The sequence below is a fragment of the Halopiger djelfimassiliensis genome, from assembly GCF_000455365.1.
GTDB lineage: Archaea > Halobacteriota > Halobacteria > Halobacteriales > Natrialbaceae > Halopiger_B > Halopiger_B djelfimassiliensis.
Genome location: NZ_HG315688.1, coordinates 130115 through 145553 on the forward strand (window position 1 = coordinate 130115; position 15439 = coordinate 145553).

12 protein-coding genes are annotated in these 15439 nt (G+C 62.0%); 5 read left to right on the forward strand and 7 right to left on the reverse strand.

Annotated features, from left to right (window positions below; genetic code table 11):
* The first annotated feature begins 3 nt into the window (after positions 1 to 3).
* A complete protein-coding gene (locus tag TX80_RS18055) occupies positions 4 to 651 on the forward strand; it encodes a hypothetical protein (protein WP_049924719.1) in 648 nt (215 codons plus the stop codon).
* On the forward strand, positions 648 to 1907 hold the full coding sequence (locus TX80_RS18060; protein WP_049924720.1) for a glycosyltransferase family 4 protein: 1260 nt from the start codon (positions 648 to 650) through the stop codon (positions 1905 to 1907). Before TX80_RS18055 ends, TX80_RS18060 begins: the two co-directional genes overlap by 4 nt.
* A 31-nt stretch (positions 1908 to 1938) precedes the next feature.
* On the opposite strand, the gene TX80_RS18065 is transcribed toward TX80_RS18060, so the two are convergent.
* Entirely contained in the window at positions 1939 to 2928 is a 990-nt protein-coding gene (locus TX80_RS18065; protein ID WP_049924721.1) for a Gfo/Idh/MocA family protein, read from the reverse strand.
* A gap of 239 nt (positions 2929 to 3167) precedes the next feature.
* On the opposite strand from TX80_RS18065, the gene wecB reads away from it, so the two are divergent.
* Complete coding sequence (gene wecB / locus TX80_RS18070) at positions 3168 to 4235, forward strand: non-hydrolyzing UDP-N-acetylglucosamine 2-epimerase (RefSeq protein ID WP_049924722.1); 1068 nt, start codon at positions 3168 to 3170, stop codon at positions 4233 to 4235.
* Here the strand turns inward: wecB and TX80_RS18075 are convergent.
* The gene (locus TX80_RS18075) at positions 4225 to 5334 is read right to left on the reverse strand and encodes a glycosyltransferase family 4 protein (RefSeq protein WP_049924723.1); all 1110 of its coding nucleotides are present in this window, start codon (positions 5332 to 5334) and stop codon (positions 4225 to 4227) included. The two genes, wecB and TX80_RS18075, sit on opposite strands and share 11 nt — an antisense overlap.
* A gap of 123 nt (positions 5335 to 5457) precedes the next feature.
* Between TX80_RS18075 and TX80_RS18080 the strand changes: the two genes are divergently transcribed.
* Entirely contained in the window at positions 5458 to 6843 is a 1386-nt protein-coding gene (locus TX80_RS18080; protein ID WP_049924724.1) for a sulfatase-like hydrolase/transferase, read from the forward strand.
* Here the strand turns inward: TX80_RS18080 and TX80_RS18085 are convergent.
* A complete protein-coding gene (locus TX80_RS18085) occupies positions 6840 to 8048 on the reverse strand; it encodes a glycosyltransferase (protein ID WP_049924726.1) in 1209 nt (402 codons plus the stop codon). The genes TX80_RS18080 and TX80_RS18085 overlap by 4 nt on opposite strands.
* A 113-nt stretch (positions 8049 to 8161) precedes the next feature.
* Between TX80_RS18085 and TX80_RS18090 the strand changes: the two genes are divergently transcribed.
* Positions 8162 to 9478 (forward strand): O-antigen ligase family protein, encoded by a 1317-nt coding sequence (locus tag TX80_RS18090; RefSeq protein ID WP_049924727.1) that lies wholly within the window; start codon positions 8162 to 8164, stop codon positions 9476 to 9478.
* Here the strand turns inward: TX80_RS18090 and TX80_RS18095 are convergent.
* The 4 genes from TX80_RS18095 to TX80_RS18110 form a co-directional block, all read right to left on the reverse strand.
* Positions 9475 to 10626 (reverse strand): glycosyltransferase, encoded by a 1152-nt coding sequence (locus TX80_RS18095; protein ID WP_049924730.1) that lies wholly within the window; start codon positions 10624 to 10626, stop codon positions 9475 to 9477. The genes TX80_RS18090 and TX80_RS18095 overlap by 4 nt on opposite strands.
* Before the next feature lie 2 nt (positions 10627 to 10628).
* Entirely contained in the window at positions 10629 to 11636 is a 1008-nt protein-coding gene (locus TX80_RS18100; protein WP_049924731.1) for a glycosyltransferase family 4 protein, read from the reverse strand.
* Between the two features lie 13 nt (positions 11637 to 11649).
* Positions 11650 to 13461 carry an ABC transporter ATP-binding protein gene (locus TX80_RS18105; RefSeq protein WP_049924732.1) on the reverse strand — a complete coding sequence of 604 codons (1812 nt, stop codon included), beginning with the start codon at positions 13459 to 13461 and terminating at the stop codon, positions 11650 to 11652.
* Between the two features lie 317 nt (positions 13462 to 13778).
* Positions 13779 to 15218, reverse strand: coding sequence for a sugar transferase (locus TX80_RS18110; protein ID WP_049924733.1), 1440 nt, complete (start codon positions 15216 to 15218; stop codon positions 13779 to 13781).
* Positions 15219 to 15439 lie beyond the last annotated feature (221 nt).

Here is a 15439-nt window from a genome sequence, read left to right on the forward strand (position 1 = left end):
CCGATGAGTTGCCTCGACCGCCTCCGAGAGGGCTCGACCGTCCTGAAGAGAGGGCGCGAGATCAGAGCACAACTGGACAGCGCGGCCGAAGGGTCCGCGTTCGCACGCAGTCGCCCGTTCGTACCGGACCGAGTCGACCTCGAACGGGCGTTCGCCGACTCGAAAGCGAGTTCCGGGTACGCGGCCGCCGTGGCTGCCGGCAGATGGTTCCGGCGGACAGCGGCGAACGCGCGACTCGCCGACGGCGGAGCGCGGCTCAGGCGGTACGCGACGGCTTCGGCGGGCTACCAGTGGCTCACCACGGAGCCGGCGACGAACGTCATCGTCGTCGACCTCACCGAAACGCGAACCGTCGGGCCGGTGATCCTGACGCTCGAGCGAACGGTTCGACGGCTCGAAGCTGCCGGTTCCGCGTCGAAGGTAGCCGATCTCGTCGGCCGTCTCGCTTCGGCCGTTCGGACGCGATCCGGGTGGAGACGTCGGTTACTCGTCTACATCGCCATACTCGGGACCGTCCTGACGGCCGTTCTCGCGATCCCGTCCGCCGACTCGATTCCGGTCGGGTTCGTACTGTCGGGTTCGCTGCGAACGCCTCCCTATCGACCCCACCGACCGGACCGCAAAGCCGACGACGCGCTCGAACGACTATGACGTGCTCGGATGATTCACACGCGATCCTGTTTGTTACCCAGTATTACCCGCCGGAAACCGGGGCTGCATCGACCCGCGTCGGGGAGTTGACGAAACGGTGGGCACGCGACGGCCACTCCGTGACGGTCCTCACCGCCGCCCCCGATTACCCCGAAGGAGAGGTGTACGACGGGTACGAAAACGACTGGCTCACCCGGGAAGAACGGGACGGCGTCACCGTCTACACGACGAAAACGATCCCCGCCTCCAACGAGGGGTTCCTGTGGCGGTCGGTGAAGTTCGTCTGGTTCATGCTCGTCGGGACGGTCGTCGGCCTACGATACCTCGATCCGGACGTCGTCGTCGCGACGTCGCCACAACCGTTTACCGGCGTTATCGGCTGGCTCATCGCCCGGATCCGCCGCGCCCGCTTCGTCTTCGAAGTCCGGGATCTCTGGCCGGAAAGCATCACCGCGGTAAGCGATTTCGATAACGATCTCGTCGTCACCGGACTCGATCTGCTGGTCGAGTTCCTGTATTCGCGCGCGGACCGGATCGCCGTCGTTTCCCGCGGGTTCGTGCCGGCGGTTGCCGCCACGGGAGTCGATACGGACGACATCTGGGTCCATCCGAACGGGGTCGATCCGTCGTTTTTCGACCGCTCCGACGACGAATGGCAGGTGGCGGACCCCCTCCGCGGGAAACTCGCCGATCGGTTCGTGGTGTCGTACGTCGGCACCGTCGGGCGGGCACACGGACTCGAGGTCGTTCTCGATGCGGCAGAACGCTTTCGGGGAACCGAGAACGTCCTGTTCGTCGTCGTCGGGTTCGGAGCACACGCGGATCGACTCGAGCGGGAGGCCAACGAGAGGGGCCTCGAGAACGTCCTGTTCGTCGGCCGACGGCCCAAGACCGAGGTCCCGGACTTCCTCGATCTGACCGACGTTTCGCTCGTTCACCTGAAGGATCGGGACCTGTTCCGCTCGGCGATCCCCTCCAAACTGTTCGAGGCGCTGGCGAGCGGGACTCCGATCGCGCTCGGCGTTCGCGGGGAGGCAGCACGCATCGTCGAGGAAAGCGAGACCGGACTCGTGTTCGAACCCGAGGACGACGGAGCGTTGGCCGCCGCGGTCAGACGGTTGCGGGGCGACGACGAACTCTACGAGCGGTGTCGGCGAAACGCCCGGCCGTACGTCCGGGCGAACTACTCGTGGGACGTGATCGCAACCGAGTACCGACGCGACATCGAATCGCTCGTGGGCCATGCGAAAGCGTGACCGATGGGGCCGGCGACACCCAGCGACGGGACTACCGGTCGAACTCGAGTCCGTCCGGCATCGTCGCTCGCTCCGTTTCCCGTTCGATCGCCATCGCGACCGAGAGCGCCGCGAGCGCCTCGTCGACCGGCACCGCCGGCGGCTTCTCGGTCGCGACCGTCTCGAGGAACGATTCGAGTTCCATCCGGAGTGGTTCGCCGCCCGGGACCGCCGGGCGCTCGATGAGCCGTTCGTGTTTGAATCGGACGTCCCCGTCCGTTTCGATGTACTCCGGCACCGAGTTCCGATGGATTTCGATCGACTGGCCGAGGTAGTCCAGTTCGATGAAACACTCCTCGGCGGTGATCTCGAGCGTTCGAACCTTGCGCTGTGTCTTTCGGCTCGCGGTCAGCGACGCCATCGTCCCGCCGTCGAACTCGAGCAGCGCCGCGGCGTGTCCGTTCCCGTCGACGCCGGCAGCGGCTACCGAGACCGGATCGTCCCGGAGCAGCGACAGCACGATGTCGATGTCATGGATCATTAAGTCGCGGACGACACTGTTTCCCACCTCCCTGTCTACCGGAGGCCCCAGCCGTCGGGCACGAACGCTTGCGATCGCACACTCCTCGAGGATCGTCTCGAGTTCGACGACGGCCGGATTGAACCGCTCGATGTGGCCGACCTGAAACGGAACGTCGGCGGCTTCGATTCGGGACCGAAACTCATCGGCTCGCTCCAGTGACCCAAGGACCGGCTTCTCGACGAACGTCGCGACGTCGGCGTCCAGACAGGCGGTCGCCACCTCGTAGTGGTACTGCGTGGGGACGACGACGGAGACGGCGTCGACGGCGTCCAAAAGCGACTCGCGATCCATCGCCGCGGTACCGTACTCGCTCGCAACGGCGGTTGCCCGGTCCGCATCGGTATCGGCGACGCCGACCAGCGTCGCCTCCGGCAACTCGCTGTACACTCGAGCGTGGTGGTGCCCCATCGAACCGACGCCGATCACGCCGACGTCGATCCGCTCGCGGTTTCGAGTCATGTGTGGTACGAGTCTCGGCGGTCGCCGGAACGGTGCGTTCGGCACCGAAAGTCGCCGCTCCGGTCGCGGATTCGCCCCGTTCCCGCTGTACGCTTGCCGTCGCCGTCTGGAACCGGAATAAAGACACGAGACGGTCTCCGGTTCAACGGTCCGTTCGACGGATGATAGGCAGCGATTACCCGCGTTCACCGCCGAACAACGGGTGAATAGTATACTGTCCGAAGGTGGCCACCTGCCGTATGCGCATTCTGACCGTCGTCGGTGCCCGGCCGCAGTTCGTCAAAGCCTTCGCCGTCTCGCGCGAGCTTCGATCGGCACACGAGGAGATCCTCGTCCACACAGGGCAGCATTACGACGAGGAACTGTCCGACGTGTTTTTCACGGAACTCGGGATTCCGGAGCCGGAGCACAATCTGGGCGTCGGATCGGGGAGCCACGCCCGCCAGACCGCTTCCATGATGACGGATCTCGCGGCGCTGGTAGACGAGTACGACCCCGACGTGGTGCTCTGTTACGGGGACACGAATTCGACCCTCGCGGCGAGCCTCGTCGCGTCGAAACGAGACGTCGAACTGGCACACGTCGAAGCCGGCCTCCGGAGTTACAACCGCGAGATGCCCGAAGAAGTCAACCGCGTTCTCACGGACCACGTCTCGGATCTCCTCTTCGCGCCGAGCGAACGAGCCATCGAAAACCTCGCCGACGAAGGCCTCACCGAGGGCGTTCATTTCGTCGGCGACGTGATGTACGACGCCCTGCTGTGGGCCCGCGAGCACGCGCCGACCCGGTCGACGATTCTGGACGACCTCGAGATCGAGGACGAGTACGTCCTCGCGACCGTACACCGACCCCGGAACACGGATTCGATCGATCGTCTCGAGACGATTCTCGCGTGTCTCGCCGACGACCCGCGGCGGGTCGTCTTCTCCGCCCATCCGCGGACGCTCGATCGACTCGAGGCACACGGCTTGTTGCAAACGGCCGAGCGGAAGCTGACGGTCATCGAACCGGTCGGCTACCTCGATTTCCTGACGCTGCAGACGAACGCGGCGGCCGTCGTCACCGATTCCGGCGGCGTCCAGAAGGAAGCGTTCTTTCTCGACGTCCCCTGTATCACGCTTCGCGAGGAAACCGAGTGGCCCGAAACCGTCGCAGCCGGCGGCAACGTCCTCGTCGGCGCGGACGCCGACGCGATCAGGGACGCGCTCGAGGACCCACCCACGGCACCGTCTACCGCCGAGCCCTACGGCGACGGCACTGCCGCAGCCGACGTCCGGCGGCTCCTCGCCGAATCAATCAGTCGATGAGATCCTCGTAGAGCGCGACGAGCGATTCGGCCTCCGCCTCCCAGCTATACTCGGCTTCGACGAGCGACCGCATCGCCGTCGCGTCGTAGTCGGTGTGTAGCGCCGTTTCGACGGCATCCGCTGCGGCGGCGGTATCCCCTTGCGGGACGACGTGGCAGTACCGGTCCGGAACGAATCTGGAGACGGCGTCGACTGGAGTCGTGACGACCGGCAGTCCAGCGTACAGGTACTCGAACAGCTTCGTCGGAACCCCGTGTCGGTAGTGGGCGGTGTCCAACAGTGCGAGTCCCACGTCAGCCGAACGAAGATACTGGAACATCTCCTCGTACCCCAGGTATCCGGGGAATCGAACGCGTGACTCGAGGTTGCGTTCGCGAACGAACCGTCCGGCTCGGGCCCGATCCGCGTCGGATTTCCATGATCCGACCGCCCACAGTTCGACGTCGACGTCACGACTGACCAGTGCATCGAGGAGTTCGAGCATCCGGTGGAGGCCTCGAACCTCGACGAGACCGCCAACGTAACAGAGGACGTGGTCAGCGGTCCGTTCTATCGAACCTGTCGGGGATGGCAACGAGTTCGTTCGGGGATAGTTGTGGACGACAGAGACCGTCTCGCTTACGCCAACGAACGGCTCCGCGATCCACTCGGAGACGGCTACGATAGCGTCGAAGCGAGTCGCTGCGAGCCGTTCGACTTTCGGAATGCCGTGTGATAGCAACGGCACGACCGGCTCCGGAATCCACTCCCTGGTCGTAGCTACGTGGCCGTAATCCTCGTGAACGTCATAGATGACGGCGCTGTCGGTCGTCTCGGAGAGATAGATTCCGACCGGAATCAACTCCGGATCGTGGAAGTGATAGAGAGCCGCGTCGATGGCCGTTGCGTTTCGAACTACCCGCCGGATGCTGCGCCATCGATCGAGCCGAGTGTCGGCGGCTCCGAGGTCGTAAAATCGGACCCCGTTTCGGCTCCGGCCGGGGGGTTCGTGGGCCATAATCCCGACATCGAACCCCGATCGCTCGAGACTCAGCGCTTCCTTGTCGAATATCCGTGTATCGACCGGGTCGTGAGCCGTCGTCAGGTGAAGTCCGTCCATCTGTTCGGTGTACTGGAGACTCGCTTCTGGTGTCCACGGGCCGTGATATCAGTCTATCGTCCGGTTGTCAGTCGCTGAAACGGAACCCCTAGTTTTCCTCGATCGCTGGACGAGCAATGGACTATGGCAGACCGGCCGAACGTTTTCGTCCTCTCTAGCGATTCCCTCCCGTACTCGTGGTTCGAAAATCGGAGTCAACAGCTTGCAGCACGCGTGAACGGGGTGAACTTTACGGACGCGATCGCACCGGCATCGTTTACGAGTTCGGCGGTGCCCGCACTGGTTACCGGAACGTACACGGACGAGATCTCGGCGTGGGGGATTCCCGAATCCGGGGGACCGACGCCGGTTTCGGAGGCGTTCACGGGTGGCGGGTACGACTGCGCCCTGTGGACGGACAACTACCTCTTCGGCGCGGAATACAACTACGACCGGGGATTCGTCACCGGCAACCTCGGACGACCGAGTCGGAAAAAACGTCTCGCAAACCACATCAAGGAGAGTCCGCTCGAGCCGGCGTTCGGGCTCTTCGAAACGCTCTATTTCAACGTCGTACAGCCGATACAGAACGTCGGCGGAGCGAACGAGTCGTTCTACAGGGATGCGAACGAATTGCACTCCCGAGCGCTCGAGTGGCTTCGGGACCGGCGGTCGGACGCCCCGGTATTCTGTTGGATCCACTACATGGATACGCATCATCCGTATCAACCTCCGAGCGAGTACATCGACGAGCGGCAGTTCAATCGATATCGGTCGCGAAGCGAGCTAGGGGAGTTCACGCGAAACGCGATCAAATCGAACGGTGAAGGGTTGAGCGAGCCGGAACTGGAAGACGTCGCCACTGCGTACGAGGCGTGCTGTGAGTATCTCCACACGGAAGTGACCGACTTCGTCTCCACGCTCGAGGAACGAGGACACTACGATCCGGAGTCGGATGTCGTCGTCATCACGGCCGATCACGGGGAGATCCTGTCCCGCGACGAATACGGAATGCTCGGCCACGTCCCACCCGCGTTCTGGGAGGACATCGTGCGGGTTCCGCTCGTCATCGGACGACCGGACTGGCCGGAGTCGTCGAACGATGGCCAGGTAAGCCTCGTCGATCTGAAATCGCTGCTGGTGGATGCCGCCGGACTCGAATCCACCCCGACTATGCGACCGTCGGAGCTACACCGCGAACGGGTGTTGATGGTCTCCGAGTGGGAAGAACGCGACGACGGATCGATCACGACGTACCGCGGCATTCGTTCGGAATCCGGACGGAAGTGCTTCGGAGCACGGCGGGAGGGGTCGGACCAGGTGATCTGTACGGCGGTCCGGGACCACACCGAAAAACTCGTCTGGGCTAAAAGCCACGCTGTTTCCGCGAACGATATCCCCACGGAGTACGAACCGCTCTATTCGCGACTCGGCGAACGCGGTGGCGTCATCCAGTACGATACCGCCGCTCCGACGGTCGATCACGGCGCTACCGAGGATCATCTCCGCGATCTGGGATACCTCGATTAAGGTTTCGACCGAAGACGACGGGCCGGTTTTTTACGCGAGCCGTGCTCTTCGGCCGCGTCTCGGAATATTCGTTCGACGGCTTTCGCGTTCCGCTCCCAGCTAAAGGCGTTTATCGCCGTTCGCTGGCCGCGATCACTGACGCGCCGTCTGAGGTCGGGGTCGGCCCGGAGTTCCTGCAGGACTTCCGCTATCGCATCCGGCTCGTGGGGCGGGACGAGAAAGCCGGTCTGGCGATCCGTGATGTAATCCGCGGGTCCCTCCCCTTCGCAGGCGATAACCGGCAGCCCACAGGCCATCGCCTCGAGATAGGCGATCCCGAACGCCTCCTCGTAACTCGGCAGGACGAACGCGTCCGCCGACTGCAGATACCCGAAGACGTCCCGGTGTGGGACCGACCCGGTAAACGTTACGTCCGCCCTGATTCCAAGGTCGGTCGCATACTCTTCCAGTTCCGCTCTGAGCGGTCCGTCACCGACGATCAGGTACTCGAGACGCTCCGGGAGCTTCGCGATCGCCTCGAGCGCGTACCGGTGGCCTTTGGTCTCCGTGAGGGACCCGACGCTGATGACACTGCAAGACGTTCCGTCCGGTTCTCGAGGAGAGGTCTCGGCTATCAGTTGCACCGGGATACCGTTGTGGACGACCTCGATGTCGTGTTTCCTATCGAACTGACTCGTGAAGATCCGACGGAGCTTGTGGCTGTTGAGGATCACCGTCTCGGACGACGCGACTGCGGTTTCGACCTGCGGCTCAATGAACGGCCGGTGGATCGAGTGCTGGAGATCGGCCCCGTGGATCGTCGTCACCAGCGGAATCTCGAGCGATCGGGCGAGGGGGGCGGCCGCGAACCCGTCCGGAACGGCGACGTGTGCATTGACGAGATCCGCGGACTCGAACAGGGGTCGGTGGTTCCGGAGCGTTCGCCGGAACGAGTAGGCGACCAGCGGGAGGGTTTCGGGCCGAGGGAGGGAGAAATATCGAGGATAGTACACGGTAACGTCACCGTAGCGGTCCCTCTGTGGAATAGTCGCCGACGAAGGTCGGTTCAGTAGACGGGAAACCGGTCGGGGAACGTACGGGACGGGTGAGATAACCCGGACGTGATGTCCGCGGTCCGAGAGCGCTTCCGCCTGTCGCAGGACGAAGATACCCTTCGTCGGCTGTTTCGGGGTCGGAAAGAGATGAGAGACGAAGACGAGATCCATACTGACCGCTGGGCCGCGTTCGCCAAAAGTAAGAACCGGATACTCGAATTCGAGATCGCAAACGGTAGAAAGATAGTTGTGTTCCCTGGTGGGACGAATGCCACATTGGCGGCATGGCTGTAAAGTTTGATACCCATCAATGGCTGTCCGGATACGGCATCGGGGCCGTGATCTACGGGCTGGTTGTTGCCGTACTCTGGAGCCCGTACTTTACACCGCCGGCCACGATCGGGCCCGAAGGCGGGATTTTACGGGCGGATCAAGTTCTGCTCCCGCTCGTGGTTGGTCTCATCGTTTATATCAACTTCGATAGGGTCAATATCCCGATCAATCATCTTCTGATGGGACTTCTCGCAGTTACGATCACGATCGCAGTGAGCGTTACGGTCAACGCGGTCATCTACGGCGGTCCCGCGGGGATCAGCGAGTTGTATGATCTCATCATCTGGATCGGATACGTCGGACTCGTCGTAGCAGTCGGTGGAAATCTCCCGACAGAAACCGCGAAACGTGCGCTTTTGCTCATCGTCTTGCTATCCGGTGGAGTCGCAGTAGTGGCGATATTACAGTCGCTGAACGTCACGTTCGCAGTAGAGAGGATCGCGCCGATATACACTGCTCGCGAACAACGAATCATCGTACAGGAGCCGACTGCAACGACTACGAACCCGAATACGCTAGCTAAACTCCTGCTCCCGCCGTTGTTCTTCGCGTTCGCCCAGAGCTATCGACATATCGCAAGGGACGCTCCACTGCAGAAAGAGAGGTTGATCGGTTGGATGGCACTGTCCCTTCTTTTCAGCGCTTCGATCGTAGTAACTGGGTCACGGAGCGGGTTGATCGCAACCGTAATCGGGTTCTGCGTCGTCGGGGCTGTTATCGCTCTCGGAAGGATCGGTCAACGGAAACGACGACGAGCGACGATACTGGCTACGTCGCTCAGTGGGATCGTCGGAATCTTCCTCATCGTAGTCGTCTTCGAAGTCGGACGGCTTGCCTATTTACAGAATCCGTTACAGGACAATTCGCTCCAAACACGGTTCGAAATCTGGAATACGGCCGTTCCGATAATACTGGAACAACCGCTTATCGGACACGGCCCATCGAAAGCCGTGCAGTTAGATGCAGGAATCGTACACATCGAGAGCGGATTTCTCTCGTGGTGGTATCACTACGGGGTAACTGGTATTATCGCGTTTGCCGTGGTACTCGGTGGCGCTCTCAAAATCGGGATCGAAAAAACAATTGACGGGACACTGTTCGAGTACCAGCCCGTATTCTGGGGTGCAGCAGTTGCGGTCGTCGGATGGTTCAGCGGTTCCGTTGCAGCATGGACGGTCGCTGGAGTCCCACAGTCTCGCCGCGTCTTTACGCTTAGCCTACTCATCGTCGCATTGTTGATTTCGAGTGTGAGTCAGGAACACGACTAGATGGTACGACGAAAGAGTTCCGCGAGTCGTTCCGCCGATCGCTCTCGCGTGTACTCGTCGTACGGGCCGGGACCGAGCGCTCGAGGCCGAGTCTCGAGAAGCCGACCGAGAGCCTTCGTGATCTCGTCGGTTCGATTCCGGGCGACGTAGCCGTGCTCGAATCGGGAAACGACGTTCGCCATCGATCCGGTCGGCGGCCCACACGCGAGGATCGGCGTTTTACAGGCGATGTAATCGAAGATTTTGGTCGTCATCTCCTGAGGAGAGCCGCCGGAAACGGCCAGACCGACGTCAGCGCGTTGAATCCGCCGTGCAACCTCCGACCGGTCGACGAAACCCGTACACTCGAACCGGTCGGCGAGGCCGAACCGATCGACGGCCGACCGGACGGCCGGCTCCGGCTTTCCGACGTGGAGAAACCGAACGTCGCCTTCCGGCTTGACGTTCGACAGCGCACGAACGAACGGCGTGACGTCCCTGTAGTGACCGAACTTTCCAGCGTAGACGATCGTAAACCGGCTGGGGCTCTCGACGTCGTGATCCGGGAAGTCAGCCGGATCGTACCCGTTCGCTATCGTTCGGAACTTCGACGACAGCGACGGATACTGGTCTCGATACGCGTCGGTGATGCCGTCCGTCGCAGTCGTCACGGCCGTGGCCGTTCGCAGAACCCGCGGTTCGGCGAGTGACGAGACCGCGTCGTTCACGTGCCCGAAAACGGTTCGTTCGGGCGTGTAGGGTTGGAGCGTCCACGCGTCTCGAAAGTCGGCAACGTACGGTATCCGTAACATCGGGCTCACGAACAGCGCGGCCGTGAGTGGAAGGAACGGGCCGGCAGTGTGCCAGATCACGTCGAAATCGATCTCCCGATGGAGGCGTCGGATCTCCCGGCAAAGCGGCGGCATCCACCGTATCTTGTCGAAGTCCTTGGGAGCCGTCGGCCAGACCTCGGAAACGCGGTGTATCGTTGCGTTTCCCCCGTCGTCAACCGCAGCATCGGTCTGTGGCCCGGCATTACCGGCCGCGGTGAGTACGTGAACATCCCAGGGTTCCGGCAGGTATTTGGCGAATTTCGAGATGCGGATCGAACCGATCCCACCGCCGGGCGGATAGTTGTACCCGATGAGTAACGGACGGAGTTGTGACATCGTCAGAGGGACCGATACAACTCGAGCAGCCGTTCGCCGACGGTACGGAGATCGTGGTGTGAAGTAACGTAGTCACGGCCGTCCAGACCGAGAGTGTGGCGACGCTCCGGATCGGCTGCGAGATCACGAAGCACGTCAGTGACCGTCTCCGGCGTCGCGGTAACGATCGGGAGCGAATCGGGGTATCGCTCCGCGATGTCGTCACGGAGGAAACAAACGACCGGCGTCGCCGTCGCCATTCCCTCGAGTGCCAGATTGCCGAAAGTGCCGAGTTTGAGTTGGTCGACGACGAGAGCCGCGCGTTGCAGTTCCGCGATGACGTCGTCGTGTGTCCCCTCGATAACGGCAAGTTCGACGTTTAGCCCGTCGGCCTGAAGCGCTTCGACGGCAGCCTCGATCGTCGCCGTCCCTTTCATCTCACGGTTACTCGGCGCATGCGCGATTCGAATCGTATCGGTCGTCTCCTCGGAGTCGGACGGCTGAATCCGGTCACAGTCGACGGCTCGAGGAACGTATTCGACACGGTCGAAGTACTGCTCGACGTACGGTTCGAGTTCGTAGTAGCGAACGATGGCTACGTCGATCGCCTCGTTCAGCCGTTCCAGATACTCCTCGTCGGGACCCGTTCTCGGCCACGAATCCGCGTCCAGATACGGGCTTTGTGCCGCTGCGTTTCCCACCGATCGGATTTCGCTCCCGCAAAACGTCATCACGACCGGCTTGCCGAGCGCAGTTGCCGCTCGAAGGTCGAGGCCACCGAGGATCGTTCGCCCGAACCAGTAGTTGAAGACGTCGAACCGACGCAAGGCGGTCGCCGTATACCTCATCCGGCGGAGTCGTCCGCGCCAGCGGCCGGGGTGTCCGTTCGGGTAAATCAGTTCGTCGTAGGGGTACCCGTACTGATGTGGGTGGAACACCGCTGCCGTCGCATCGTGACCACACTGCCGGATGGCTTTCGCATAATTGTACACTTGGCCGGAAATCTCGACGGGACCGTGGAATACGTTCATGGGATGTCACCAGTCACGTCGACTGCAACGCGTACAGGCGCGAGTACTTGCCGTCCCGGTCGACGAGTTCGTCGTGGCGGCCGAACTCGACGATTTCGCCGTTTTCCATCGTGTAGATCCGGTCGGCGTTCGTGACCGTCGACAGGCGGTGTGCGATCACCAGCATGGCGTAATCCCGATCCATCGACTCGATGCCATCGTGGACCTGCCGCTCGAGGGAGGTGTCCAGATCGCTCGTGGCCTCGTCGAGGATCAGGATGTCCGCGTCTTTCAGGAGCGCTCGCGCGATCGCGACCCGCTGTCGCTGACCGCCGGACAGTTTCACCCCCTGATCCCCGAGCACCGTCTCGTACCCGTCGGGCAACTCCCCGATAAATTCGGTCACCTGTGCGATTTCACAGACCCGATCGATCTCGTCCTGCGTCGCCTCGCGGTTGCCGATCGTCAGGTTCCGTCGGAGCGTGTCGTTGAAGACGTGCGGATCCTGTCTGACGATCGATACTTTCGAGCGCCACGCGTCGATATCGAACGCCGAGATCGACGTTCCGTCGGCTCGGATCTCGCCGCTATCGGGTTCGTACATGCGGGCGAGCAGGGATGCGATCGTCGATTTGCCGGCTCCGGAGGGACCGACGAACGCCACGAACTCCCCGCGGTCGACGGAAAACGAAACGTCACGAAGCACCGGCTCCTCGCTCGAGTCGTAGCCGAACCGAACGTCGTGGAACTCGGTTCGATCGATCGGTGACGGCACCGACCGCGATCCGGCGCTCGGTTCGCGGTTTCGCTCGAGTTCGTCGATGAACGCCTGCGTTCGAACGAGATGTGGGAGTTCCCCCTCGAGTTGATAGACGGACTTGTTGAGATTGCTCACCTTCGGTCCGAGCCGAAACATCGCAAACAGGAAGACACCCAGCTCCGCGAGCGTCATCGAGGAGAACGTGAGTCCGAGATAGATGAGCACGAACACCGTCACCGCCGTCGTCAGCTGGTAGAAGTTCCGGATCGCTTCGCTGTTTCGCTGCAGGGTGATGCGATACTGCTCGAACTGCGACACCGCGTCGGCGAACCCGGAGCGGAGTTCATCGGCCATGCCGAACAGTTTCACCTCCCTGACGCCCTGAGTGCCGGCCTGTGCCCGCGACTGAATCCCTTCCTTGGCCGCGGCGACTTCGTCCCCGAGCGTGTAGCCGGCGTCGAGGACGTATCTGAACAGAAGGGTCGTTCCGCCGAGGAAGACGGCGGTAAAGAGGGTCAACAGCGGCGAAATGAAAAGCGCGAGCGCGACGTACATCAGCGCCAGCAGTCCCTGTTCGATGCAGTTCAGGGTATACTTGATCACTCGACCGGCGTACTCGGCTTGCGTGACGATCGCGTTCATGATGTCGTCCGACCCCTCCTCGTCGAAGTACGCGATTTCGGCGTCGAGTGCGCGGTCGAACGCCGTTTGCTGGAGGTGTCTGACGTAGGTCGTCTCGATCGCCGCCTTGAACCAGCCGACCACGAACGAGGTGGTAAACCGCACCGTCATCACCGCCACGACACCGGTTACGAGATAGCCCAGCGTGAACGGAATCCCCAGCGTTTGATAGATCCCGAGAAACACCCCTAACAACCCGTCCGCACCCTCGGCCGGGGAATCGGCCTGCGCGAGTTCGACGATCGGCATAATAAAGCTGAGACCGAACCCCTCGAGCGCGGCGGCGACGACGCTCAGTCCGATGACTGCGACCGCAAACCGCGGTCGAAACCGTGCGACACGATAGAGTGCCGTTGCCTTTTTGCGCCAGTCGAGATCAGCGTCAACGTCGGTTGGAGCGGACATCGTAACGAGTTCTAACCGTTCATCAGCCACCTCGAACCCTCGAGTCGGGTACCGCGTCGTTGGCCTTCTGGCCGGAGCGTCGGCGAGAACGCACTTAGTAATCGGACCGTTTCAGTCGCTGCACCCCGTCTCAAACGGCAGTGGGGGAAGCTTACGTTCGAGCAGTATGGCGGCACGCGAGGCGGAAGCGGCCGTATTTCCGGTCCCGAAACGACGGGCCGACGCCGTCGGAAAACGGCCGGGTTGATCGATGGGTATTCGCGTGTTACCGGTGCAGTAGCGACGTTCATGGTCCCGTGCGGATGGTGGGGAGGTCCTTAGACGGTCTCTCGGAGGTCCGTACACACTTCCCAGAGCTGTCGGATCACGATCTTCACGTCGAACCAGAACGACTGTTTGCGGATGTACTCGAGATCGTAGCGTAATTTCGCGCCCGGATCGGTGCTCTTGGCTCCGTTTACTTGCGCCAGCCCGGTCAGACCGGGTTTGACGAACCAGCGTTTTCGCCACGCCGGGGTGTCCTCTTCGAGCAAGACTTCCTCTTCGGTCCAGGCGGCTCGCGGCCCGACGACGCTCATATCGCCGGTCAGGATCGACCAGAGCTGCGGGAGTTCGTCGAAATGCGTTTTCCGCAGCACACGACCCACCCGCGTGATTCGATCGTTCTCCTCGTCCACCGACGGCGTCGCGGATTCCCCCTCCGGGACCATCGTCCGGAACTTGTACACGGGGAAGGTTTCGCCGAACCCGGTCGTCCGGTTCTGGCTGTACAACACCGGCCCGGGGCTGTCGAGTTTGATCGCGACGGCGATTCCGATCATCACCGGCGCGGCGACGATCAACCCGGCCGCCGCGAACCCGACGTCGAAGAGTCGCTTGAACAGGTGATCGAGCGGATCCCACGGCTCGAGGTCGACGTCGACGAGTTCCCCGACGTCCCCGTCCGAGACCAGCACGCTGTCGGTGTACTCCCAGTGGACTTTCGCGTTGACGCCGTGCTCGTGACAGGTGTCGAGTGCGCCGAAGAACTCCGCCCGATCGGCGTGACGAAACGCCAGTACGACGGTATCGATGTCGTACTCCAGAAGAACGTTTTCGAGCCTCGATAAGCCGCCGAGACGGGAAAGCGAGTCCAGTCGTCCGTTCGGTTCGGTGGCGGTCGCTGGAACGTCGATTTCGGCGATCGTGCCGCCGTCGGTGGCGGTACCGACGGCCCTTGACTCGCCATCGATGTCGACGACGGACGGACAGAGATACCCGAGAACTGGAACCGGAATCGCCGGGGCGATCCGCTCGATCTGTGCGGGGTCATCGCCGACGATCAGCATTCGTTCGGGCTCGCTCGTCGGCCGACGGATCAAAACGAACCACGCGGGGACGGCCACCAGCAACGAACCGATCGTCATCGCAAGCGTCGCTCGCGGCAGCCGGTAGGACCACTTGAAGTAGCCAACCGCCGCGAGAACGAGGCCACCGGCGAGGACGCGTTTTTGGGCGAGAAATATCGTATCGAGGATGCGGCGGGGCTGTGGTTTGTACAACGGGATGAGGCTCCCCGCAACGGCGAGGACGCTCAACACGAGCGCCCAGTACAGCGACGCGCCGGTCAACACGGTCCCGTCGAGTCGATCGAACGGTGGCACGTACGTCGTAAGCAACGACTGGAACAGCGGGTGATTCGCGATCAGCACCGACCCGGCGGTCAGCAAGATCACGCCGAGAGCGCTCACCACGCGGTACTGCCATCCCGTAACCATTCATTCGATGACACACCGGCACATAGTATAACTTATTTGATATTTTCTCGTGTGCGTTCGCTGCCGAAAATTAATCCTTTTGACATCAATTACCATCCAGCACGTCTGTATGTTTTCCAGAGAACAAAAACGAACGGTGAAGGAACACTCGAACTATCAGGTGACGTTACTAATAGCGGATCCCCACCGACCGATCACGGATTCATTTCGGTAACGTGTAA

Coding starts and splice junctions, on each gene's coding strand:
- TX80_RS18085 (WP_049924726.1), bottom strand. CDS start 8,048: ATGGATCTCGTCTTCGTCTCTCATCTCTTTCCGACCCCGAAACAGCCG.
- TX80_RS18095 (WP_049924730.1), bottom strand. CDS start 10,626: ATGTCACAACTCCGTCCGTTACTCATCGGGTACAACTATCCGCCCGGC.
- TX80_RS18100 (WP_049924731.1), bottom strand. CDS start 11,636: ATGAACGTATTCCACGGTCCCGTCGAGATTTCCGGCCAAGTGTACAAT.
- TX80_RS18080 (WP_049924724.1), top strand. CDS start 5,458: ATGGCAGACCGGCCGAACGTTTTCGTCCTCTCTAGCGATTCCCTCCCG.
- TX80_RS18075 (WP_049924723.1), bottom strand. CDS start 5,334: ATGGACGGACTTCACCTGACGACGGCTCACGACCCGGTCGATACACGG.
- wecB (WP_049924722.1), top strand. CDS start 3,168: ATGCGCATTCTGACCGTCGTCGGTGCCCGGCCGCAGTTCGTCAAAGCC.
- TX80_RS18105 (WP_049924732.1), bottom strand. CDS start 13,461: ATGTCCGCTCCAACCGACGTTGACGCTGATCTCGACTGGCGCAAAAAG.
- TX80_RS18090 (WP_049924727.1), top strand. CDS start 8,162: ATGGCTGTAAAGTTTGATACCCATCAATGGCTGTCCGGATACGGCATC.
- TX80_RS18110 (WP_049924733.1), bottom strand. CDS start 15,218: ATGGTTACGGGATGGCAGTACCGCGTGGTGAGCGCTCTCGGCGTGATC.
- TX80_RS18065 (WP_049924721.1), bottom strand. CDS start 2,928: ATGACTCGAAACCGCGAGCGGATCGACGTCGGCGTGATCGGCGTCGGT.
- TX80_RS18060 (WP_049924720.1), top strand. CDS start 648: ATGACGTGCTCGGATGATTCACACGCGATCCTGTTTGTTACCCAGTAT.
- TX80_RS18055 (WP_049924719.1), top strand. CDS start 4: ATGAGTTGCCTCGACCGCCTCCGAGAGGGCTCGACCGTCCTGAAGAGA.